The 23,229-nt window shown below is 45.9% G+C and carries 22 protein-coding genes; 13 read left to right on the top strand and 9 right to left on the bottom strand.

Annotated elements, in window-relative coordinates:
* Positions 1 to 59 precede the first annotated feature (59 nt).
* The 4 genes from fghA to FKN08_RS14890 all read left to right on the top strand — a co-directional run bounded on the left by fghA (position 60) and on the right by FKN08_RS14890 (position 3,323).
* Positions 60 to 899 carry an S-formylglutathione hydrolase gene (gene fghA, locus FKN08_RS14875; RefSeq protein WP_047009747.1) on the top strand — a complete coding sequence of 280 codons (840 nt, stop codon included), beginning with the start codon at positions 60 to 62 and terminating at the stop codon, positions 897 to 899.
* Between the two features lie 451 nt (positions 900 to 1,350).
* Positions 1,351 to 1,806, top strand: a complete 456-nt coding sequence (locus FKN08_RS14880) for a hypothetical protein (protein ID WP_005391987.1) — start codon at positions 1,351 to 1,353, stop codon at positions 1,804 to 1,806.
* Between the two features lie 5 nt (positions 1,807 to 1,811).
* The gene (locus FKN08_RS14885; RefSeq protein WP_170892418.1) at positions 1,812 to 2,909 is read left to right on the top strand and encodes a GGDEF domain-containing protein; all 1,098 of its coding nucleotides are present in this window, start codon (positions 1,812 to 1,814) and stop codon (positions 2,907 to 2,909) included.
* Positions 2,910 to 2,933: 24 nt separating this feature from the next.
* Positions 2,934 to 3,323 (top strand): hypothetical protein, encoded by a 390-nt coding sequence (locus FKN08_RS14890; RefSeq protein WP_006740947.1) that lies wholly within the window; start codon positions 2,934 to 2,936, stop codon positions 3,321 to 3,323.
* A 106-nt stretch (positions 3,324 to 3,429) separates the two neighbouring features.
* Here the strand turns inward: FKN08_RS14890 and FKN08_RS14895 are convergent, their stop codons facing one another.
* Entirely contained in the window at positions 3,430 to 4,233 is an 804-nt protein-coding gene (locus FKN08_RS14895; protein WP_170892419.1) for an HAD family hydrolase, read from the bottom strand.
* Between the two features lie 94 nt (positions 4,234 to 4,327).
* Positions 4,328 to 5,215, bottom strand: coding sequence for a LysR family transcriptional regulator (locus FKN08_RS14900; RefSeq protein ID WP_170892420.1), 888 nt, complete (start codon positions 5,213 to 5,215; stop codon positions 4,328 to 4,330).
* Between the two features lie 126 nt (positions 5,216 to 5,341).
* Here FKN08_RS14900 and FKN08_RS14905 point away from each other — a divergent pair, with 126 nt between their 5' ends.
* The 3 genes from FKN08_RS14905 to FKN08_RS14915 all read left to right on the top strand — a co-directional run bounded on the left by FKN08_RS14905 (position 5,342) and on the right by FKN08_RS14915 (position 8,619).
* On the top strand, positions 5,342 to 6,208 hold the full coding sequence (locus FKN08_RS14905; protein ID WP_006740944.1) for an MBL fold metallo-hydrolase: 867 nt from the start codon (positions 5,342 to 5,344) through the stop codon (positions 6,206 to 6,208).
* Positions 6,202 to 6,822 carry a DsbA family protein gene (locus tag FKN08_RS14910; RefSeq protein ID WP_170892421.1) on the top strand — a complete coding sequence of 207 codons (621 nt, stop codon included), beginning with the start codon at positions 6,202 to 6,204 and terminating at the stop codon, positions 6,820 to 6,822. The genes FKN08_RS14905 and FKN08_RS14910 overlap by 7 nt, the downstream gene beginning before the upstream one ends.
* A 117-nt stretch (positions 6,823 to 6,939) precedes the next feature.
* On the top strand, positions 6,940 to 8,619 hold the full coding sequence (locus FKN08_RS14915; protein ID WP_170892422.1) for a pseudouridine synthase: 1,680 nt from the start codon (positions 6,940 to 6,942) through the stop codon (positions 8,617 to 8,619).
* A 97-nt stretch (positions 8,620 to 8,716) separates the two neighbouring features.
* On the opposite strand, the gene FKN08_RS14920 is transcribed toward FKN08_RS14915, so the two are convergent.
* On the bottom strand, positions 8,717 to 10,057 hold the full coding sequence (locus FKN08_RS14920) for an MATE family efflux transporter (protein ID WP_170892423.1): 1,341 nt from the start codon (positions 10,055 to 10,057) through the stop codon (positions 8,717 to 8,719).
* 533 nt (positions 10,058 to 10,590) lie between these two features.
* Here FKN08_RS14920 and FKN08_RS14925 point away from each other — a divergent pair.
* On the top strand, positions 10,591 to 11,739 hold the full coding sequence (locus FKN08_RS14925; protein ID WP_048625526.1) for a GGDEF domain-containing protein: 1,149 nt from the start codon (positions 10,591 to 10,593) through the stop codon (positions 11,737 to 11,739).
* Positions 11,740 to 11,742: 3 nt separating this feature from the next.
* Here the strand turns inward: FKN08_RS14925 and FKN08_RS14930 are convergent, their stop codons facing one another.
* Together FKN08_RS14930 and FKN08_RS14935 are read right to left on the bottom strand one after the other, a co-directional pair.
* Entirely contained in the window at positions 11,743 to 12,024 is a 282-nt protein-coding gene (locus FKN08_RS14930) for a hypothetical protein (RefSeq protein WP_041853103.1), read from the bottom strand.
* A gap of 131 nt (positions 12,025 to 12,155) precedes the next feature.
* A complete protein-coding gene (locus FKN08_RS14935) occupies positions 12,156 to 12,440 on the bottom strand; it encodes a pyrimidine/purine nucleoside phosphorylase (RefSeq protein ID WP_005392006.1) in 285 nt (94 codons plus the stop codon).
* 326 nt (positions 12,441 to 12,766) lie between these two features.
* On the opposite strand from FKN08_RS14935, the gene FKN08_RS14940 reads away from it, so the two are divergent.
* A complete protein-coding gene (locus tag FKN08_RS14940) occupies positions 12,767 to 13,270 on the top strand; it encodes a DUF2850 domain-containing protein (RefSeq protein WP_170892424.1) in 504 nt (167 codons plus the stop codon).
* 369 nt (positions 13,271 to 13,639) lie between these two features.
* Complete coding sequence (locus tag FKN08_RS14945; protein ID WP_170892425.1) at positions 13,640 to 16,186, top strand: glycosyl hydrolase family 18 protein; 2,547 nt, start codon at positions 13,640 to 13,642, stop codon at positions 16,184 to 16,186.
* A 175-nt stretch (positions 16,187 to 16,361) separates the two neighbouring features.
* On the opposite strand, the gene FKN08_RS14950 is transcribed toward FKN08_RS14945, so the two are convergent.
* Both FKN08_RS14950 and FKN08_RS14955 read right to left on the bottom strand, forming a co-directional pair.
* The gene (locus FKN08_RS14950; protein WP_074190254.1) at positions 16,362 to 17,219 is read right to left on the bottom strand and encodes an alpha/beta fold hydrolase; all 858 of its coding nucleotides are present in this window, start codon (positions 17,217 to 17,219) and stop codon (positions 16,362 to 16,364) included.
* 129 nt (positions 17,220 to 17,348) lie between these two features.
* On the bottom strand, positions 17,349 to 17,939 hold the full coding sequence (locus tag FKN08_RS14955) for a TetR/AcrR family transcriptional regulator (RefSeq protein ID WP_170892426.1): 591 nt from the start codon (positions 17,937 to 17,939) through the stop codon (positions 17,349 to 17,351).
* A gap of 251 nt (positions 17,940 to 18,190) precedes the next feature.
* Here FKN08_RS14955 and FKN08_RS14960 point away from each other — a divergent pair, with 251 nt between their 5' ends.
* A complete protein-coding gene (locus FKN08_RS14960) occupies positions 18,191 to 19,216 on the top strand; it encodes an acyltransferase family protein (RefSeq protein WP_170892427.1) in 1,026 nt (341 codons plus the stop codon).
* Between the two features lie 420 nt (positions 19,217 to 19,636).
* A complete protein-coding gene (gene nhaD, locus FKN08_RS14965; protein WP_005392020.1) occupies positions 19,637 to 21,067 on the top strand; it encodes a sodium:proton antiporter NhaD in 1,431 nt (476 codons plus the stop codon).
* 37 nt (positions 21,068 to 21,104) lie between these two features.
* Here the strand turns inward: nhaD and FKN08_RS14970 are convergent, their stop codons facing one another.
* The gene (locus tag FKN08_RS14970) at positions 21,105 to 21,500 is read right to left on the bottom strand and encodes a GFA family protein (RefSeq protein WP_170892428.1); all 396 of its coding nucleotides are present in this window, start codon (positions 21,498 to 21,500) and stop codon (positions 21,105 to 21,107) included.
* A 201-nt stretch (positions 21,501 to 21,701) separates the two neighbouring features.
* On the opposite strand from FKN08_RS14970, the gene FKN08_RS14975 reads away from it, so the two are divergent.
* Complete coding sequence (locus FKN08_RS14975; protein WP_006740933.1) at positions 21,702 to 22,310, top strand: YitT family protein; 609 nt, start codon at positions 21,702 to 21,704, stop codon at positions 22,308 to 22,310.
* A gap of 78 nt (positions 22,311 to 22,388) precedes the next feature.
* Here FKN08_RS14975 and FKN08_RS14980 read toward each other — a convergent pair whose 3' ends face one another.
* A complete protein-coding gene (locus FKN08_RS14980; RefSeq protein WP_170892429.1) occupies positions 22,389 to 23,207 on the bottom strand; it encodes a hypothetical protein in 819 nt (272 codons plus the stop codon).
* Between the last annotated feature and the right edge of the window lie 22 nt (positions 23,208 to 23,229).

Consider the following 23,229-nt stretch of genomic DNA (forward strand, 5'->3'; position numbering starts at 1 on the left):
CTGCCTCAGGCTCTCCTTTTGGGGAGCCTGAATTCATTCTGTTGTTAGAGAGTTTATTCATGACCATTGAAAATGTAAGCCAGGCCAAAGTGTTTGGCGGTTGGCACAAACAATATACACACGAATCCAAAGCCCTAAACTGCACGATGCGCTTTGCGATTTTCTTACCACCGAATGCCACTAAATCGAACCCCGTACCCGCTTTGTACTGGTTGTCGGGCTTAACCTGCACCGATGAAAACTTTATGCAGAAAGCGGGCGCATTTCGTATGGCGGCCGAGCTTGGCATTGCGATCATTGCTCCGGACACGAGTCCAAGAGGCGAAGGTATCGCTGACGATGAAAACTATGACCTGGGTAAAGGAGCTGGCTTTTACCTTAATGCGACTCAAGCACCTTGGTCACTGCATTACTTCATGTACGATTACGTGACTAAAGAGTTACCAGAGATCATTGAAAGCAATTTCCCTGTCTCAGAAGTAAAATCGATTTCTGGGCACAGCATGGGAGGTCACGGAGCATTAACCATTGGTCTGAAAAACGCAGAACAATATCGCTCAATATCGGCGTTTAGCCCTATCTGTAACCCAGTCCAATGCCCTTGGGGACAAAAAGCCTTTACTGCCTACTTAGGCAAAGATATTGAGAGCTGGAAGCAATACGATGCAAGTGAGCTTCTCAAGCAAAAACCATCACCACTTCCTATTTTGGTTGATCAAGGTGATGCTGATGGCTTCCTTAACGAGCAACTTAGGCCAGAAGCGCTGGTTGCTGCAGCAAAAGTGCATGATTCAAACCTGAACTTAAGAATGCAATCTGGTTACGACCATAGCTATTATTTCATCTCAAGCTTTATTGACGATCATCTCAACTTCCATGCGAAGTATTTGTTTGCCTAATTCATAGAAGTAACTTGATGAATTAAAAAATAAAGTCACCTACCTAGGTGGCTTTATTTTTGGTGCGTATTAACATACCAATCTTAAATAACATTGGAATAAAGATTGAGAACAATGTAAGGATGAAATCGGATTTGCTTGTACCTCAATCATTAACCCTTCTAATTCTCATTCACAATACAAATCATCGGTTGAAAATAGGATTAATTTCCATTAAAAATCTGCGAACTGACACGAACTCGTTATAGAGCGAAATAATAACGCATATTTCTGACCTTTTAATTAAGAAGTCACTTAATAACCTTGACGTACAGTAAACCGACAGTTACTTTTCAAACATAACATATTATAAAATCTCATCCGGTTGGCTCTATTATTACAATTACAAATAAAGTACCGCTAGCACCTTTGTCCTAGCTCAGCAAAAAGAATAAAACTCAAAGGGCATATGATGAAAAAGATAGTCGCGCTAGGTCTGTTTTTTGTTGCGCCATTCTTATCTGCAAGTACGATCGTATTTAGCAGTAGCCAACAACCTAGTGTCACATTAAAACTGGAAGAGATTCAATCTTTACCAACCACCAGCTACACAACCACGCTGCCTTGGATCCCTGCTTCTTCTGAATTTCTTGGGGTCAAACTTAGCACGCTCCTCACCCACGTCTATGGCAAAGTGCCAGAACAAGTTGATGTCAGTAGCTTGAATGACTATCACTCGACACTGTCTCGACAAGACATTCTTAGATACCAACCAATACTGGCTTACCAACAAGATCAACACTATATAAAAGTCAGGAATAAGGGGCCATTTTGGGTAATATACTCTCTTAGTCTCTATCCTGAGCTCAACTACAATAAATATCACGCGCAAATGGTCTGGCAAGTAAATGAGATGAAAGCAAAATAATAAGAATGAAGTTATCAGAACCCACCCCTCCAAAGCAGAGAGCACCACAATACTCTACAACCAGTAAAATGTTACTTGTGGTGTTTGCCACTTCTTTGCTTCTCGCAAATGTATTGCTTCTGCAGCAGACACGCGCACTGTCACAAAACTTTAATAATGAGCAAAAACAAGCAACCTGGTTTTTATTCCAACTCTCTAAAGAGCTTTCGGAACTTGTCGGAGAAGCGAGACGAGTCGATGAAAATGTATTAAATATCGAAGGTGCAGAGCTGCAATATGAATTGGCCTGGAGTAGATTCGATTTATTAATTAGTAGTAATGAAGCCTACACTTTTTTCTCTCGAAATAATATGCATCAGTATTTCATTGATCTTTTTGAGGAATTTCAGGGTCTGGAAGCGCAATTAGTTGAAGCAAGAACTGGCGATAGCCAAGCTGCGGCTCAATTTTATCGATCCACTCAAACACTGTACTTAAGCTTGGTCGATTTCGTTAATCAGAACTTTCGCCTAAGCAGCAAAGTCTATGAGGCTCAGAAAGGAGAAACGCAACGGTTAATGCAAGCGCAGTATATGCTGTTTGCTACGTTCGTTTTGTCGATCCTGTCTCTGACTTATTTCTTTTATCGTGAATCCCATTTCCATAGAAAACTGGCGCTCAGCGACCCACTGACTCATCTTGGAAATCGCAATGCACTATTTATCAACCTGAATGAGCTCACTCAAGAGAAAAGGCCTTTTTCTCTGTGGATTTTAGATTTAAATGGTTTTAAAAGCGTCAACGATACACACGGTCATCAAGTGGGAGACACCGTACTGCGTGAAATTGCTAGACGGCTTAAATCTATGGCGTTGAATGATTTTACCGTCTATCGCATGGGAGGCGATGAGTTCGCCGTCATCCTCGAAGGGGAGCATGTTGATGAAGAAGGCGTTCGTGAGCATATCAATGCGGTATTTGATGCGCCAATACTAAACTCCGACAACGTCGCAACACTATCAACCAGCATGGGCTTAGCCCAATACCCAAAAGACAGTAACAATGTTGACTTTCTTATCAGCATAGCGGATAAGCGCATGTACAAAATGAAATTTCAACGTTAAACGGTATTTATGATGAGAAAGTTCATGCAAATACTGCTTCTACTGGCAGTCATTGCGGCAGGTGTGTTGGCTTGGGTATTTATTCCATCGCACGAAACCATCGGGCAAAAAACGCTTGAGCAGGCACTCAACGACGACTACAGCCTCGTTGGGCATCGAATCTACTCAACCGATCCGGATGCTGGCAACCGATTCGGCTACTTCGTATTGGCAACGGGCCAGAGCATTGAAGAGCAAGAGCCGTTTTTGGTCACTTCGGATCAGTTTATTCGCATGGAACAAACGGGTGATAACACCTTGTCTGTGACCGTCAATGGCCGTATCTACCAATACCACAACGACTTGTGGGTACCAAAATCGAATGGAAAGTTGCAGCACTTTTTGGTCAGCGCAACCGCTAAGTACGTGCGCTAAAAAACGGGAACATTACTACCCCCCTCCCACCACACAAAAAACAAAGCCCCGCATACACTGCGGGGCTTTTTACGTTAACAAGAAAAGAACATCGAAAGGATGAGCGTTACTTCGCTAACACTTTCTCTTTAATCACTTTGAGTACCCCTGCCTCTTGGTTGCTTGGCGCAGAATAACGAGCGATTTTCTTAATCTCGTCATGCGCATTGTCAACCGCGTACGAATGCTCACTGACTTGCAGCATTTCAAGGTCGTTGAGGTAATCACCAAACGTCATGGTTTCTGCCGGAGTAAAATTCATCGTCTCTTGAAGGTGCTGAATGGCCGCGCCTTTAGAGGCCTCGGCATTCATCACATCCAGCCAAATTTTTGCGCTCACCACGACTTTATGCGTTGCGCCAAACTTCGCGTTCATGGTCGGGAACAGGAGCTCTTCCGAACCGTCAAAGTGACAAATTGCCACCTTAATAAACTCGTCTTCGACCTCAAGCAAATCCGGCACATATTCACAGCGGTGGTAGTACTTTTGAAATTCTTCCAGCGATTGCTGATCATGCGTTTCGATGTACGCCGAGCGCTTGCCACACAATACGATGTTCGCCCCGTCAATTTCACGAGCCGCTTTCACAATCTCCGCCACTTCCGCTTTAGGAATGGTGCAACTGTAGAGCTCTTTGTCTTGGTACATCACCAAGGTGCCGTTTTCGGCCACATACAACACTCGATCTTTGATTGGCGCGAACGTGTCTCGCAGACTGTAATACTGACGACCAGACGCAGCGGAGAACAAAATATCTTGCTCTTCCAGTTGCAAAAACAGGTCGAAAAACTCTGGATCCAAACGACCGTACTGGTCAAGCAATGTGCCATCCATATCGGAAGCAATAAATTTGATGCGAACTTGTGACATTAACTAAAACTCTAAATGACGCTGCGAAAATATATCCATGTAAGGTACAGGATCTTGTATGAATCTCAAGTCGGGATGACGACGCCTTTCGCTATTACCAAGGATGCTGTTTAAAGTAATCTTCACTGTGATCGATGAAAGCTCTCACCGCAGGAGACAAGTGTTTACGTGATGAATACAGCGCGTAAATGTTGAGATCATTTGGCTTCCAATCCGGCAACACCGACTCAAGCTGACCCGATTTGAGATAGATATTGCTCAAGTAAGTTGGCAACATCGAAATACCCATGCCTTGCAAAGCGCCATGCAATAACGCTGTGGCCTCATTGCTGGTTAGGCGACACTCAATTCCCACCGATTCGAACTGCTCGCCCTGAGACAAATGCCACACGTGACGCTCAAAGTTTTTGTAACCCAAACAGTCGTGTGAAGATAAATCTCGCGGATGCGCGATCGCGCGATGAGTTTGCAAGTATTGCGGCGATGCCACCAACACCGATTCACACACCGCAATCGGCTTACCAATCAAAGAAGGATCGGGATCTGACGCAATTCGGATTGCCAGATCGATGCGTTGCTCGGTTAGATCACTCACTGAATCTTGCAGATCTATGTCGATATGCACTTTGGGGTGATTTTGCATAAAACTGTTTACTGCTGGGATCAACTGTGAGAATCCAAATGAAGTGCTAGACGCGAGACGGATTTTTCCGGACAGCTCACCATCAACGGCAATGTTCGACGTCAACGTATCGGCCTGTTTTAACCAGCGCTCAATCTGAGGCAAGCTGCGTTCCCCTGCGGTGGTGAGCGACACTTTGCGCGTGGTGCGGTGCAACAAACGAGTTTGCAACCAGTTCTCCATCGCCTCTACATAACGAGTCACCATTGGCCGAGACATGTCTAACCGCTCTGCGGTCGCGGTAAAACTGCCAGAATACACCACATCCACAAATACTTTTGCTGCCGTTACTCTGTCCATACATTTGCTCGAAATAAGAAATAGTGATGCACATTATTGTGTATTTTTCCGAGCGTATCAATTTCCTAATATAGCTCCCGTTCCCAAGCCATGGTCGCTTGGCCCCAAATTCTTTAGGAGCTTATTATGAAAAAATTCACTTTGATTGCTGCATCCATTTTAATGGCAAGCCCTGTTCTAGCGGCAAACCACTCTCCCCTTACTCTTGAGGTTTACAACGCCGACGGTAACAGCTTCCACGTAAACTCAACCTTGGTATACGGTGAGACTGACGCCATGGTTATCGACACTGGCTTCACCAAAGCTGACGCGATGCGCATTGCCGCTAAAGTGCTGGACTCAGGCAAAACACTTAAAACCATTTTTATCAGCCAAGCGGACCCAGATTACTACTTTGGCGCAGAGGCCTTACACCAACAGTTCCCTGATGCGCAGATCATCACAACGCCTGCGGTTCAAAAAATTATTAAAGAGAAATTGGCTGGAAAGCTGGCGTACTGGGGGCCAAAGCTTGGCGCAAACGCACCGGTAAAACCAGTGATCCCTGTCGCGTACGATAAAGCATCATTAGAGCTAGAAGGTCATAAGATTGAAATCCGTGGTAACCATGGCACATCAGCACACCGCCCTTACCTATGGATTCCAGATAACAAAGCGATTCTAGGTAACGTAGCCGTGTACTCAAACGTACATTTGTGGATGGCAGATGCCGCTGACCAAACCGCCATCAATGCTTGGGAGCAGCAACTTAGCGAGATGCTTGCGCTTAAACCTCAAGTGGTCATTCCTGGTCACATGAAAGCAGGCACAAAGCTGAACGCAGACACCATTCGCTACTCGCAACAATACTTGCAGGATTTTCAGCAAGCGAAAAAACACAGCAATAACAGCGCTCAACTCATTGACACCATGTCTGCGAAATACCCAGAAGCTCAATTGCCAATCGCGCTAGAAATCGGTGCGAAAGTGCATACTGGTGAAATGTCATGGTAACCGTGCATTACTTCTTCGATCCCATGTGTGGTTGGTGCTACGGGGCATCACCACTCATCGAAGCCTTGATGGACACCTCTCAATTTAAGGTAGAGCTTCATCCCGGCGGCATGATTGAGAAACGCGCGATTGAACCTGAATTTCGTCAGCACATCATCAACAGTGACGCTCGTATCGCAACCGAAACCGGAGCAACGTTTGGTGAAGCATATCTGCAACGCGTGAAAAGCGAAGATGCGTTTGTTCTTGATTCTTATCTACCAACACAAGCGATCTTGAGTGCGGAAAAAATGGGGGTGAATCCATGGTACATGCTAAAGGCCATCCAATCTGCGCATTATCAGCTCGGGTTAAAAGTGAATGAAGCATCGATGCTCAAAGCCATTGCAGAATCGCTAGGTTTAGCAAACAATGTGTGGGAGCAAAACATGACGTTAAGCGAAGCCGAGCTAAACGAGAGAATTCGCTCTAGCCGACAGTTGATGCGCCAGTTACACGTTGGTGGTTATCCAACCCTGATTGCAGAAGTAAATGGCGAGTACTTGACCTTGCCGCACTCGACCTACTACGACAAACCGGCACAGTGGAAGCTTGCATTACAAAAACTGCAATAAGCTCTTCCCCACTCGCTCTTGTTCTTAATCCAAGAGCGAGTGCCAACACCGACATGGCAATCCTGACTCAAACAGGTACAATCCTCGCTCGAATTTTTACTCGCGCGGATACCCACCATGCACTCGCCTGAACATTGTTTTACTCGTTTTACTGCTGATACTTCTGGCTATGAATTACCAACGCAGTTTACGTTTCCGTTCTACTACACGCCGCATCCTCTTTGCGTTATGGCCGCAAAGCAATTGCAACAGCACCTATTAGCGCAAACCGACTTCGAACACGATTTTGGTTTAGTTAATGAAGAAACGGGGCGAGGCAAAATGTTTGGCGTATTGCTGGTAAAAAGCCCTCAAGGCGAGCTCGGCTTTTTAAGTGCATTTTCTGGCAAAATTGCTGACCAAAACTTGATTCCAGGATTTGTCCCTCCTGTGTACGACATGCTGACCGATGAAGGCTTCTTCCGCGCAGAAACGGATGCCATCAACGCCGCCAATGCGGAGTACAAAACCTGTGCCGCGAATCCGGAATTGGCGGAGCTTAAAGCGCAAATCCAAGCCGACCGAGCCGCTTATCAGCAAGAGGAGCAAACACAGCGCCAAGTGATGATTGACGGCCGCGCCGCACGCAAACGACAGCGCCAACAGGGCGAGCAAACACTCAATGCCGATGACCTCAAAATCTTGTTGGATGAGTTGGGTAAACAAAGTGTCGCCGAGAAAAACGTTCTCAAATACTTAAAGCAAGCGTGGGATGAAAAGCTTGCAATCAAAGAAGCGCGCTTGGCCGAGTTAGAGCAGCAACTTGCTCATCTGAAAGAGCAGCGCAAGACACTCTCCAACGCTTTGCAGCACAAACTGCATAAACAATACCGCTTTCTAAACAGCCATGGCGAAGCACGCGACTTGGTGGACATTTTTGCGGACACCACAAACCCAGTCCCACCAGCAGGCGCGGGGGAGTGTGCTGCGCCAAAACTGCTTCAATACGCGTTTAAACACGGATTCAAACCGCTGGCGCTGGCAGAATTTTGGTGGGGTGTGTCGCCAAAGTCTGAAGTTCGCCAACACAAAAAGTTCTACCCATCGTGTAATAGCAAATGTCAGCCGATTTTAGGTCATATGATGCAGGGGCTGGATGTCGAACCCAACCCATTGGCGGAGAATTGGGCAGAAGACAAAGAGCTAGAGATAATCTACCAAGACGACGCTATGGTCGTCGTCAACAAGCCCTCGGGCTTACTTTCAGTGCCGGGTAAAACCATCAAAGACTCTGCTTATTCGCGCCTACAAGCGATGTTCCCTGATGTGGAAGGGCCGTTTGTGATTCATCGCCTCGACATGGCGACCTCTGGCATTTTGGTGTTTGCCTTAACTAAGCGCGCGAACAAAAGTCTGCAAAAACAGTTTATGGCTCGCGGCGTACAAAAACGTTATATGGCACTACTCGAAGGCGTATTGAACGAGCCTGAAGGGGAAATTTCACTGCCAGTGCGTGGTGACCCAGACGACCGCCCACGTCAACTGGTGTGTTTTGAACACGGGAAACATGCAGAAACCTACTGGCAACTGATTGAAGTGAAAGATGGACGCAGCAAGGTATACATGTATCCGAAAACCGGGCGAACTCACCAACTACGTGTACACAGTGCTCATCACATGGGGTTAAATATGCCGATGGTTGGTGATGGTTTATACGGCGAAAAAGCGAATCGCTTACACCTGCATGCTGAGATGCTAGAGCTGGATCATCCATACAGCAAAGAGCGCATGGTGTTCAGAGCTGAGTGCGAATTCTAACTTCTTCCAGATTTTAAATAACAAAAAGGCACTGACTATCAGTGCCTTTTTTGGTTTCTAACAACAGAATAAGCGTGATGCGTGATACAGCAAACCGTTAGCTCACCTTAAACTTGGTCCACACCTGAGAGCGCCAACGCCTTGCCATGATGATACCACGCACCCATTCATCGAGAGCGATTGCCATCCAAGCCCCTAAAACGCCATAACCCATGTGGATGCCAAAGATGTAGGAGAAAAGCACGCCTAGTCCCCACATACTCAAAATCCCCATTTGCACTGGGAACTTGATGTCACCCGCGCCTTTCAGCCCCGCGATAAAAATCAGGTTAAACACACGTCCGGCTTCGAGCAAAATTGAGCCCATGACTAACGAACCGGCCAATGCGAGTATTTCTGGTTGATCGGTAAATACGCGCAAAATCTCTTCTCTAAACAGGTAAATCAGTGTGGTTGCCGCTGTTGATGCCACAAATCCCACTAAGAAGTAGATTTGTACGCGTTTTAAAATGCTGCTCACCCAACCTTTACCGATGTAGTAACCAGTCTGAATTTGCGCAGCCTGACCAATTGCCAACGCGAAAGCAAACGAGAAACGGGCAATGTTTTGTGCATAAGTGAAAGCCGCCAACGATGCCGTCCCCATTTGCACCACAAAGTACACAATGCAGATTTGCGCCACGTTATAAGACAGCACTTCACCCGCGTTCATGCCGCCGATTTTTAAGATTTTTTTGTAAATCTCTGCGGGCACTTGTTTCATGGTCGACATTGGTAGTTCAATGCTGCTGCGAGCGAGAATAAACCATAACATTAACGTACCGATGACTTGGCTGACGACAGTTGCTATTGCTACACCTTGCACACCATACACAGGTAAACCGAATGGCTGGTAAAGCGCAATGTAGTTACCAATGATGTTGAACACACCCGAGATCAAGTTCACCACCATTGGAGAGCGCGAATAGCCATGGCTACGCAGAATGGTCGTAAAAACAACGCCAATCGTAACGTTAAACGTCATCGCACCGCTGATCAGCAGATATTCACGTGCGTATTGCTCGACTTGTGCCTCCAAACCGTAATATGGGAGCAGGAATATCGCGCCAAGCACAGCAATCACACTCAATAGCACACCGATGATCACAGACAGCGCAATACTTGCAACGCCGACGCTCACAGACTCTTGCTCGCGCCCTGCGCCATTGTATTGGGCAATCAAAATCCCCGTTCCGCTGCTGACAAACGTCGAAACGATGATTAAGAAAAAGGTAATCTGCGTGATCACACCAACAGCGGATACGGCTTTGTCCGAGTAGCCACTCAGCATGAACACGTCACTGGTTCCTAAAGCCGTCCGTAGCAAAATTTCGACAAGAATCGGCCAAGCCAATGCCACGATGGACATTCGTTGGTTGATGTTTTGGCTTTTAGGCATGTTTTTAACCTTTCCTACAACTAAAAACTGCCTCACAAAATGTGTGAAGCAGTTTGGAAAAAGAGTAACTCGAATGAAGCTCGATATGAGGTCGTGATTTAGCGCGGATTCTAGTCGCATATTGGTCACAACGACAACAATATTTCGCTCTGTTTCGGAAAAATATTTCTAATGCTTTTTCACAACGAAAAACTCATTGCCGGAACTTAGAGGTCGTTGATTGACGAACAATGAGCTCAATAAGTAGAAGGCGCAGTTCATGCTACTCCCAACAGAGTTGAGTCAGGATAGATCCTGCAAATACGGCGGTGGAAATGCATTACTTTGAATTATTAATCGAACCATCTGAAACCATAAAGATCCGCCATGGAAAACTTTATAAGCCTGTGTTGCGCTTTGAGCACTCTCACCAAACCACACTTCTAGGCCCATACTAAAAATGACTGACATCACATTTGGAAACTTTGTTGTTCTATTCATCGCTAAAATACCGCCTAGAATAAGCGTACACGTTAATTAAGCAAGGATACGTAATGTCGACATTGGCTGGAGCACGCTTAGAGGAAATGGCGGATATCCGCTCAACAAGAAAAAAGAAAATTGTCTTTTTATGCTCCAGTATCGCCGCGGCATGTTTAACTTATGGCTCTATTGCTCAATTGTTTGAGGATAATTGGGGATTAAGCTTTTTCCATGCTCTGTGTGCCTTAGCCTGTTTAGGTATCAGTTATGTAATAAAGGTCCAACGACATCATCAATATGCCGACCTATGGCTGAGTGCAGTCTTGATGTTCGAAGGGTTATTGCTACTTCTGTATAACGATGCCCCCTCAGGTAAACTATTATGGCTATACCCCATTGTCGCCACTCTGGTGCTGATCAATGAGTTTAAAGTCGGTCTGCTGTTTAGTGGCACCTATATCTTACTGATCTTTTTTGGCGTCGTTTTTTTAGATCGGCTACCAACAGCCAGTGACATCATAGAACGACGATTTATGCTGACCCTGATAGCAACTGCATTTGTGTGTCACACATTCTCGTATTACTACACAAAAGTCCTCAACTACATTCAAACACTTTATCGTGAAGGGATTGAAGAGTTGGCGTATTTTGACCAACTCACAGGGCTTGCCAACCGCTGGAGCTTTGAAACTTGGGCGCGAGCAAAGCTCGATGAGATCAACCATTCATCTGATGACAGTATCACTGCTCTGGTCTTCCTAGATATTGATAACTTCAAACATATTAACGACACCTACGGACACGATATTGGTGACCAAGTGCTTCAAGCCTTTGCAACTCGATTAAAAAACAATGTTCGCCATAAAGACAGAAAAACCGACAAACACGACTACTCCATCGCTCGATTTGCGGGCGACGAGTTTGTGCTCATGCTGTACGACATAAACAGTAAAGATGACCTCGACAGCATTTTGAAGCGTATTGTGAATCTATTCCCAAAAGGCTACCGAAGCTACGATATGATTAACGAGTTAACGATGAGTGTGGGCGCTGCTATCTACAAACAAGATGCGAAGGATTTATCTGAATTGACTCGGTGCGCAGATAAAGCAATGTATGCGGCTAAACACACAGGGAAAAACCAATACGCGTATTACGAGCACTGCAATACCGAAGAGAAGTCAGCCTCTGAAACGCCGGCTGTGTCAGAAGCTTGCTAACGGTTAAGCGAATACATGCATCACCCATAGCCCCAGCACCAGAAATACGATTAGCCACACAGCTTGCAGCACTCTGCTCGGCTTATCTTGCTGGCGACCGAATTGGCCTTTAAACGCACGGTCCTTCACTTTGCCCATTAAGCCTTTTCCTAGAGCACGTCGATAGAATTCACGTCTCTTATGGGCTGCATTGGCGACCTCGGTAAAACGATGTCTTTGCTCATTGGTGAGATCTTTGTCCTCGTAACGAGGAGGGAGATCAGAATGCTTGCGTTGTACTGCCATCACTTCCTCCCTGGTCGATGGGTACATTTTTATTAAGTATATACCCAAATAACCAAAAGATGCGTTATAAGTGAAGGACATAGACGAAAAAACCACCCGAAGGTGGCTTTGTTACAGGCAAAAAGGACGCTTTAGAAGTACTCACATAAATACGCAGTCGCGTCTTTCACTTGAAGCTCAAATGAGGAGTTCCCTTCCACTTCAAAAAACTCACCACTTTGGTAAGTCGTCCAATCACTCTCGCCGACACGCTTGACCACAAGTGCACCTTTTACAACCGTCATACGCTCAGGCGCTTGAGTGCCGAACGTGTATTCACCAGGAAGCATTACACCAACGCTAACGTCCTGATCATTCTGGTTAAAGCCTAGTGATTTTACACTACCTGCAAAATAGCTATTTTCCTTAATACTCATTATTGGTTTCCTTATCAAAAGTCCGCTCTTTTTTACCTTGTTTCTTCCTGTTACTCAAGCTCTGAAAGCCATTAAGCTCAACGTTATAAAGCACATCCTTTGCTACTGAGCGAGGCCACCTTTTTCTAGGCTTAACCAGACGACGTAATTAGTGAGATAAAGTCGGTGAATTAGTTAACGCTAGCAAACAATAAAACCATCAATAAGAGTGTATCCGAATGTAAAAGTGGACATTAGATCATAATTTCTTAGTCTTAATGGCGGGATTGTTTGTTTTTGAGAAGGAAGGTTTCCACCATATTAAAAAAGGGAAGAAAAGTAGACCAATGACGGACTCAGCTCGCCGAAGGCGGAAAACAAGACAGGAACCAAAACTTTCATTTTGGGCTCGCAACCAATCCAAAGTCCTCAAAAGCGCATTTGCCGTTTTCGGGGTGGGTCTTTTGACGTTTTTCAGCTATCAAATCCACCTATCCTATCAAGACCATATTGACCCGGAAAAAGTCTACGGCGAGTGGATTGAGATCGGCGCGCCACCCTACCAAACAGAACGTCTGACTTTCACAGAGGATGGGGTATATCGAAACCATCGACTCATCACGACAGAATTTGAATTCGATGGAAAGATCATCACGTTGAACACTGGATTAGGAAAAACCGCGTACCAGATCTCGGGCTCTCACCTTTCACCTCAGATTCGCCGTATTGAGCCTCTTATTCCAGATCAACGATTCATCCGTAAGGGATTTGAGCATACCGTTCAAGGCTCAGAAACCGGAGCGGCTTCAAAACGTCGCGCTGCATTAAGTGAACATTTCAGCCGTGACTAGCACGTCTTCACGGCTATTTCTCCTTTCAACTCTCTTTCTACTTCAATGAAACAAAACCTTAATAAACAATGAAATAAGGTATTCATCGCATTTATCCCACCCGATACTGAGTAAACAATAATTTTAGTTTCTGCTGAGATTTTATAAATTATTGACTCAGTCTGACACTTTCTGTGTAACAGAGTGCGAGTTTTAGTTAAGTTCTCTCAAGTGCCTCGAAAACCGTCTTAATTTTTTTTGACGAAAAAAAACTCTCTGAAATGCTGAGTGTGATGCTTTTGCACATGGAGTAAATCCAATCATCTTATCTGGTGCAAGAGCAGCCTATGTTCTAGGTAGAACATGAATCCAAGGATTGAGAGAGAAGTTATGATTCGATTTAACCTATGTGCAGCTGGCGTTGCTTTAGCACTATCAGGTGCTGCAGTTGCGGCTCCAACCGCGCCAAGTATCGATATGTACGGTTCCAACAACCTTCAGTTTTCTAAAATTGAACTCGCGATGGAAACCACGTCAGGCTACTACGACATGGTGAAATACCATGAGCAAGCGAAGATCACTGTTAAGTTTAACCAGTGGAGTGGCACGCCAGGTGATACTTACAACGTCTATTTTGATGGTGCAAAAGTAGCAACCGGCCCAATCACTGGTAGCCAAACAACAGCGACATTTGAATATGGTCAGGGCGGCCTATACCAAATGGAAATCGAGGCGTGTGATGCGACAGGTTGTGCGAAAAGCGCACCAGCTGAAATCACGATTGCAGATACCGATGGTTCTCACTTGAAGCCACTGACGATGAATGTTGATCCAAACAACAAAACGTACAATACCGATCCAAGCGTCGTGATGGGTACGTATTTTGTTGAGTGGGGCATCTATGGTCGTGACTACACGGTCGATAACATGCCAGTCGACAACTTGACTCACATCCTTTACGGTTTTATCCCAATTTGTGGCCCAAATGAGTCTGTGAAGTCTGTTGGCGGCAACAGCTTCAATGCACTACAAACTGCTTGTACAGGTGTACCTGATTATGAAGTCGTGATCCACGACCCTTGGGCTGCTTATCAGAAGAGCTTCCCACAAGCTGGTCATGAATACAGCACACCTATCAAGGGTAACTACGCAATGCTAATGGCATTGAAACAACGTAACCCTGATCTAAAAATCATCCCATCTATCGGTGGCTGGACGCTGTCTGACCCATTCTTCGATTTCGTAGACAAGAAAAACCGAGACACATTTGTCGCATCGGTTAAGAAGTTCCTGAAAACTTGGAAATTCTACGACGGTGTTGATATCGACTGGGAATTCCCTGGTGGTGGCGGTGCAGCCGCGGATAAGGGCGACCCTGTAAACGATGGCCCAGCTTACATCGCACTGATGCGCGAACTGCGCGTAATGCTTGATGAATTAGAAGCTGAGACAGGCCGTACTTACGAGCTAACGTCCGCTATCGGTGTCGGTTACGACAAGATTGAAGACGTAGACTATGCAGATGCGGTTCAATACATGGACTACATCTTCGCGATGACTTACGACTTCTATGGCGGTTGGAACAACGTTCCTGGTCACCAGACTGCGCTTTACTGTGGTTCATTCATGCGCCCTGGTCAGTGTGACGGTAGTGGCGTTGATGAAAACGGCGAAGCTTACAAAGGCCCTGCGTACACAGCAGATAATGGTATCCAACTTCTTCTTGCTCAAGGCGTTCCTGCGAACAAGCTAGTCCTTGGTACTGCAATGTACGGCCGTGGCTGGGAAGGCGTAACACCGGATACGCTCACTGATCCAAACGACCCAATGACAGGTACTGCGACAGGTAAACTGAAAGGCAGCACTGCACAAGGTGTTTGGGAAGATGGCGTAATCGACTACAAAGGCATTAAGTCATTCATGCTAGGTGCCAACAACACTGGCATCAACGGCTTCGAGTACGGCTACGATGCCCAAGCAGAAGCACCATGGGTATGGAACCGTACTACGGGCGAGTTGATCACATTTGATGACCATCGCTCAGTTCTAGCAAAAGGTAGCTACGCTAAGTCTCTAGGTCTAGCGGGTCTATTCTCTTGGGAAATCGACGCGGATAACGGTGACATTCTCAACGCAATGCACGAAGGTATGGCTGGCGGTGTGGTTCCTCAACCAAACCGTAAACCAACCGCAGCTGCTGGCGCAGATCAATCTGTAACTGGCCCTGCAAGTGTGGTTCTAGATGGTAGCCTATCGAAAGACTCTGACGGCACTATCGCAAGCTACGCTTGGGAGCAAGTCTCTGGTACAGCAGTGGTACTAGCAGGTGCCAGCACTGCGAAAGCAAGCTTTGATGCAGCAGAAGTTACTGTTGAGGAGCAATTAACTTTCAAGCTGACAGTGACTGACAACGAAGGTGCAACGGCATCTGACCTTGTTGTAGTAACGGTGAAGCCAGCAGGTGTGGTTGACCCAGCGAACAATGCGCCAGTAGCGCAAGTTGTTGCTCCAGCAACAGCAAACGCTGGTGACGTTGTGGTTGTAGATGCGTCAGCCTCTAGCGATGCAGACAACGATACTCTTACTTTCAACTGGACGCTTCCTCAAGGTTTGAACGCAACGGTTGAAGGTTCTAAAGTCACGTTCACTGCTGCTGAATACCCGCAAGACACTAGCCTAAGCTTTACCGTAAGTGTGAGCGACGGCAAAGCGTCTTCAACGGCAAGCGCAACTGTTGTTGTTGCACAGCATACAACCGACCCAAACCCTGGTACCTGTGACAACGCATGGGATGCAAGCGCAGTGTACACAGGCGGCAACCAAGTCACTCATGCAGGTAAAACTTGGGAAGCGAAATGGTGGACTCAGGGTGACGATCCTAGCCAATCTGGCGAATGGGGCGTTTGGAAAGAAGTTGGCGTAGCTAACTGTAACTAAGCCCGACCTTGCAGATTTTCTGTAAAGTTAACGCTCAAAGGACAGCTTCGGCTGTCCTTTTTTTGTTTTTATCTCATAACGAGAAAAGCGATACCATAGACGAAAAACAATCCTAGGTATTGATTTCAAATCGAATTAGCCCAAAACGGACCGAGCCAATTAGCAAGCATGAAGATTACCAAGCACGATCGAGTAAACGGTCAAAACTACTGAAGACTTGTGCACACTTCATCACTCGGCCATGGCCTTGACCTTGCGTTGTCACTAACTCAACATTTTCAATCTCTTCAGCGGCTTGTGCAGAGATACTGTACTTAGTGAACTTATCCTGCTCATCATGAACAATGATGGCTGGAGACGAGCGCTCTGCCAAACGCTTCAGCGGATCAATTGACTGTAATGGGTAACCAAATTGATCTTCAACTTCTGAAACCACAGCATTAAAAAGCTTCATCGAATAACCTGAACGCGCAATGCTACCGAATAGGTTCTCTACGTAATTCAATACCGGTGCAATAAGCAGTAAAGGCTTGTTTTCTAATTTGCTATGTCTGCACTCAAGAGCAGAAGCGGTGCCCATGCTGTGCCCAACTAGACCAACAATATCGTCTACCGTATCTAACACATCTTCTAACCCTTTGACAAAACCCGGAATGTGCCCATACTGCCCTTCACTCTCACCATGTGCTGGATGATCGTATGCCAAAGCGGTGAAACCTTTCGACGCAATATGTTCCATCAACGGATAAAACTGACTTGCGGTGCCAGACCAACCATGAGTTAACACCCAAATAGGTCCAGAGCCCAAAGTGTAGGTTTTGATAATGCCTGCATGCCCTTTAATTTCACCCTTGGCAAGTCCTTGAGGTTCGGTGTTTTTAGGTGCTGTGCGAGCAGGTGTCAGGAGCAACTTACGCGCGGTATTCTTTGCATGGGAAGGGGCCAGCGTATGGTGTAAACGCGTACTGATGTTCACCAAACTGCGCTTAATACTGAAACGTTGCGATGTATTAAAGTAAATTTTTTCACTCATGATTATGTCCTTAACTATCAGCTACGCACAAAAATAGAACGGTCGTGCTTTTTATGCTGATAAGAAAGAGCGAACTCAGCCGCTCTTTATGATTTTATGTCTACAAATCTGGAAAGCGAATAACTGGTATCAGCCTTTCCAGCGAGAAAATAAGTTGTCGATCCCTTGCCAAAACAGGCGCAAGCTTTCTTCCTCACCTTTAATTGAGTAAAAAACATGCGCACTCAAATAAAGACCGTATAAATCAAACGTTGCTTGGCGTGTATCTAAGTCTGCTTCAAATTCTTGCTTCTCTTTGCCTTTCGCTATTTGGATCTCCAAATAGCTCAGCCAAGTGTCTATGGATTTACGCAGTCCGGCCTGAAGTGGGCAATCTTTATCTGCCGTGTCATTCCAAGCGTCTAGAAACATACAACTTCCTTGAAATGCGTGGTTCCAAGTCATCCAAGAGTCGAGCAACCCTCGAATTTTACGTTCGATATTGCCATCCCCTGCTTCACGAACAGGCTCAATAACCCGAGCAGCGAACACTTTATTGGCGTGCTCCAATACCGATAGTTGTAAATTCAACTTCGAATTGAAGTGAGCAAACAGACCACTTTTCGACATACCGCATTGCTTGGCTAACTCACCAATCGTAAGACTTTCTAATCCGTCTTCGCTGGCGATCTCAAAAGCCCGTTGCAGAATAAACTCTTTTGTCACTTTTCCTTTTTGCATAATCTTATTTTTAGCACGATCGTTCTTTTTTGCAATCTAGAGTTAACTGGTCTAACCATACATTAGTGTCATTTTCGACTCGCTAATCACGTATTGAGTTGGTTAATAGGTTAATAATTAAGAAGTTTGAAGTAAGTCTTAAATTTAAACACAGCTTCAGTGTAAGCGCGAGTCTGTTGACTTTTTCTCGCATTAATTCAGCCACAACCTGCTACTTTCACCTAAGTTTTTTTATTTAGGTAAGTAATGTAATGGCAAAGAAACAAAAAATAGCCAGCTTAGAGTTTGCGCGTATTATTGCGATGTTTGCAATTATAGGATTGCACTGCCAGATGGCCCTGACATACTGGCAATGGGATGGAATACCGTGGGTTGGTTATATGCTCAACCAATTGGCTCGTTTTGCTGTGCCACTGTTTTTTCTCATTTCTGGTTATCTTATCCAGCCCAAGTTAAGCCGCGCACCTATCGAAACACTAAAAAACTACGCCAAACCACTGATGAAGGTTTGGCTCATTTGGAGCGTGATCAGTTTATTGATGCCATTCCAGTGGCAAACTGTCGCTGAGGCGGGGTATCTCGCCGAAAGGCAGGGCTACTGGGGCTACTTAATGTCGACCCCGTTCAATTCACTCGTCGAAGGCGGGCTCGTTCACCTGTGGTTTATTCCAGCTCTGGTCATTGCCGTTGCCTTAATTGCCTTCCTCGTGCATATCAATATGGCTCAATTGGTACTGCCAACCGCCGTATTGCTATACATATACGGCGTGTTTGCTGGCAGTTATTCGACCATTACCGATCTGCCAGCGCCTTTCTTTACTCGTAATGGACCGTTTTTCAGTACTTTGCTGGTAACACTGGGTTATCTAGCACGAGAAGAACAGTGGCGATGGTCGCGAAACAATACGATTCGATGCATTCTTCTTGGTATGGCGCTGTATTTTGGTGAAGCTTATTGGCTAATGCAACACGAGGTCGCTTTTAATTCTCACGACTTCCTGTTTGGTACTGTTATCTGGGCCGTGGGTGTCTTCATGTGGCTCTTAGTCCACCCACATTTTGGCGATATGCCTTGGGTATTCAAACTATCTCCTAGCGTGTTAGGCATTTATGTTAGCCATCTGCTTGTGATAATTATTATGATGAATGTCGCTGGATTTATCGGGTTGCAACACCTCGCGAAAGACGCATTTATTTATCCTGCAACGATTGTCGCAACCATAATACTTGTGAAAGCAATTGAGGCTTCGCCGTTGAGAAAATGGCTGCTGCGCTAAATCCATTCAGTGCTCGATATAGCTAGCTCTAGCTCAAAAGGGTTAGAGCTAGCCAGTTAAAAATGAGATTTCTCTCTCACTGACCAATTTTTGACTTTCTAATCCTTCAGAATTTGCCGTCACTCACAAAAAACATTGTTCATTTCCTTTAAATTGGCTCGACTATTACAACATTGCTCATTAAACGGAGGCTGTATGTGGGCAGGTCAAGGACTCGTTCCTTTTTTAGAGATTAGCCATTGGTTAACTTACGGTTTGTATGCCGCTGTGGTTTTATTTGGCGCAGCAAGCATTGCGTCACTCAGAAAATAGTGGCGCACACTATCATTTCCTAACTCCTGCTGTTAATTCGAGCTCTCTCACAACTAACTCATTAATTTGTGGCTAATATTTCTCCAACCAGACAAAGGAGAAATGTCTATGCCAATCTATCCAATTGTGGCTTTCTGCTGTTTGTTATTCTCTAGCGCCACCTTTGCTGCCCCCACCAATGAACTGAACCTTGTTAATTCTGGTGTCGGCTACGCGGCTCTCATTATCTTTTCGATTGCTTACATACTGGTTATGTTGGAAGAGTATCTGAAAATGAGAAAATCCAAGCCTGTGCTGCTCGCTGCAGGGTTAATTTGGATTCTGATTGGCTACACCTTTGCTCAACACAACCAGCCAGAAATCGCCAAATCCGCACTAGAGCACAACTTGTTGGAATACGCGGAACTGCTGCTGTTTTTGTTAGTAGCGATGACTTACATCAATGCTATGGAAGAGCGCAAACTCTTCGATGCCTTACAGGCGTGGATGGTCGGCAAAGGCTTTGGCTTCAAAAAGCTGTTTTGGCTGACGGGGTTTCTCGCCTTTATTATTTCACCGATTGCCGATAACTTAACCACAGCCCTCTTGATGTGCGCTGTGGTGATGAAAGTCTCTGGTGATAATCCTAGATTCGTGAATCTTGCCTGTATCAACATTGTTATCGCTGCCAACGCTGGCGGTGCATTCAGCCCATTTGGTGACATTACGACCCTGATGGTGTGGCAAGCCGGGCATGTCAGCTTTGCTGAATTCATCCCGTTATTCGTCCCGTCACTGGTGAACTATTTGGTTCCTGCGTTTTTGATGTCACTCTTTGTTCCAAACACCAAACCGAATACGATTCACCAACACGTAGAACTGAAACGCGGCGCGAGACGTATTGTCGCACTATTCATTCTGACGATTGCCACCGCAGTCTCTTTCCACGCTTTACTGCACTTCCCACCCGTTATGGGCATGATGATGGGCTTGGCTTACCTACAATTTTTCGGTTATTTCTTACGCCAAACACTCAAACATTCTTTGGCAAAAAAAGCGGCCATGGCAATTGCCAATGGCGACGATCACGCATTAAAACGCTTAGGTTCAGTCGTTCCGTTTGACGTGTTCCACCGTGTATCTCGCGCAGAATGGGATACCTTGCTGTTCTTCTACGGCGTAGTGATGTGTGTCGGCGGTTTGAGCTTACTTGGCTATCTCGAACTGGTTTCAAACGTCATGTACAACCAATGGAATCCTGTCTGGGCCAACGTGATGGTTGGTGTTCTATCTGCCATCGTCGATAACATTCCGGTTATGTTTGCTGTACTGACCATGGAACCAAGCATGTCGATGGGGAACTGGTTACTTGTCACATTGACTGCGGGTGTGGGGGGCAGCTTGCTTTCAATTGGCTCTGCGGCAGGTGTCGCATTAATGGGAGCCGCGCGTGGTCAATATACCTTCTTTGGCCACCTAAAATGGGCTCCCGTCATCGCCTTGGGTTATGCCGCCAGTATTGCAGTGCATTTGTGGATGAATAGCGGTTTATTTACCTAAAAGCACCGCGCGTCAGGCGCTTAACTTGCGATATAACCTAGCGGTCGGATGGATGGTTAACGCCATCCATCACTTCGATAGTTCCCAATTCATATGGGTTGATGCCCTCTAAACAGCCGACATTATAGCCGTACTCACTCGGGTCAGAGCGACGCTGATGGTGCGTATAAATACCACATTCGCCACAGAAAAAGTGCTTCGCTGTGCGAGTGTTAAATTGATACAGCTTCAAAACGTCTTCGCCTTGCACGATACGAATACCATTCAGAGGCACAGATGCCACAATCGCGCCGCGACGTCGACACATGGAGCAATCACATCGCCTCGGCTTCTCAATACCATTAGGTAAGGCAAGTTCCAGCTCAACTTTTCCGCAGTGACAACTCAGTCGATGTAATGCGTTGATTTGGGTAGTGCCGACTTTCTTAATCATAACTTTTCCTTGTTGTTTTTCTACCTGTGTACATTATGTTAAACAGGCTAGCATCAGCACAATCTTGTCCAAAAACTCGACATTCATCACTTTTCGCGACATTTTATTGGCCGATTTGTTAGTTGCTATTTTGGCAACTGTTTATCGCGTTGAATGGACGTGTTGTCTCCGGCGCGGTTTTTAAACCAAGGAAAAAATTTTATGGATAAAGATCATAGTCTAAGAGAGAATCTCTTGGCTCTGACGCTCGGCAGTGCATTAGTGTCGCTTGGGGTAATATTTTTCAGCAAAGTAGGATTGCTCACCGGCGGTACGGCTGGTTTGGCGATCTTCCTTACCAAAGTGAGTGACTTCAGCTTTGGTCAGATATTTTTCGCTCTCAACCTCCCTTTTTATATTTTGTCTGTAATGCGCATGGGATGGCGCTTCACCATTAATACCTTCATTGCGGTCTCGATTGTTTCTTTTGCGGTCGATCATCTGCACCATGTGATTGAAATTTCACGAATCGAACCTTTCTATGCAGCACTTCTAGGTGGTGGGTTAATTGGAATAGGTATGTTGGTGATTTTCCGTCACAAGATGAGTTTAGGCGGTTTTAACATTCTAGCGTTGTACCTTCAGGAACGTTTTGGGATTCGAGCTGGTAAAGTTCAGATGGCGCTCGATTGTGCCATCGTAGTGATGTCGCTGTTCATTGTGGATGTGCACCTTATCGCTCTATCCGTCCTGGGTGCCGTGGCGACAAACTTGATTTTGGCGATGAACCATAAACCAGGACGATACCAGGCAAAAGCGCAAATAGCATAATCAACATCGTGTAATGAGTGAACTTACAAAATATGAGCCCGAGCCATTCGCTCGGGGCTTTTTTATTCAACGTTGAGATCATGTCAACGAACTCGTTGTGCAGTATTGCTGCATCCCCACATCCACTTGAGCTTTATATTTCTGGCTAAGATGGAAGTGCACTTGCATCAGCAAATCATGCGCATGGAACAGCTCAAACGCGTCACCACCATTTTGCTGACAAATGGCTTCGCAGCGCTCGGCATGCTGCTTGGCTTGTCCGGCTTCACCCGCTTTGAGTAAGCTCATCGCTAAGCGATACTCAGCACGTTCTTCTTGCATCCAACCACCCGCCACTTTCCAGTAATCCAACGCGAGCTTCGCCGCTTCTAGCATCCTCGATTTTTCCACATCCGTGCGCTCAGCCAGCGCTTCATACTGGCACGCCAAGTTGTTTGCTGTGATTGCGATAGAGCGCGCTAGCGGCCCTTCAGCATCTTGTGGTGTCATACCTAGCGCGGCTTTCTCCAACCATTGGCTCGCCAGTTCAAGCTGAGCAAGCGCAGAAAGTTCATTCGAAATCAGAGCGTAAACTCGGCGTTGGTCATGCTCTTCCAATAATTCCATATTGTCAGTGCCATCTACGAAGTAGCGCGCAACGGCAATACTGCGTTGCAATGCCGAACTCTCGGCAACCTTGCGTTCATCAAAGCGCTCTAAACAAGCAAGAAACGGTTCTGGACGCTGGAGGTGCCCAATCGCGGTGTGCAGCATCAATGCGAATATTCGCTCGATGTGGCTAACGTTTTCCACCTCACTCAGAGCCGTTTCCAATTGAGCATAAGTTTGTTCGGGCTGTGCTTCGTGATGCTGCCAACACTCACTCATGAATGCATCAAAATCCGTTTTGAAAGGCATGTCCTTATTATCCTTTTTCTAT

It is taken from the genome of Vibrio sp. 1-2 (7-a), assembly GCF_013048515.1.
Classification (GTDB): domain Bacteria; phylum Pseudomonadota; class Gammaproteobacteria; order Enterobacterales; family Vibrionaceae; genus Vibrio; species Vibrio diabolicus.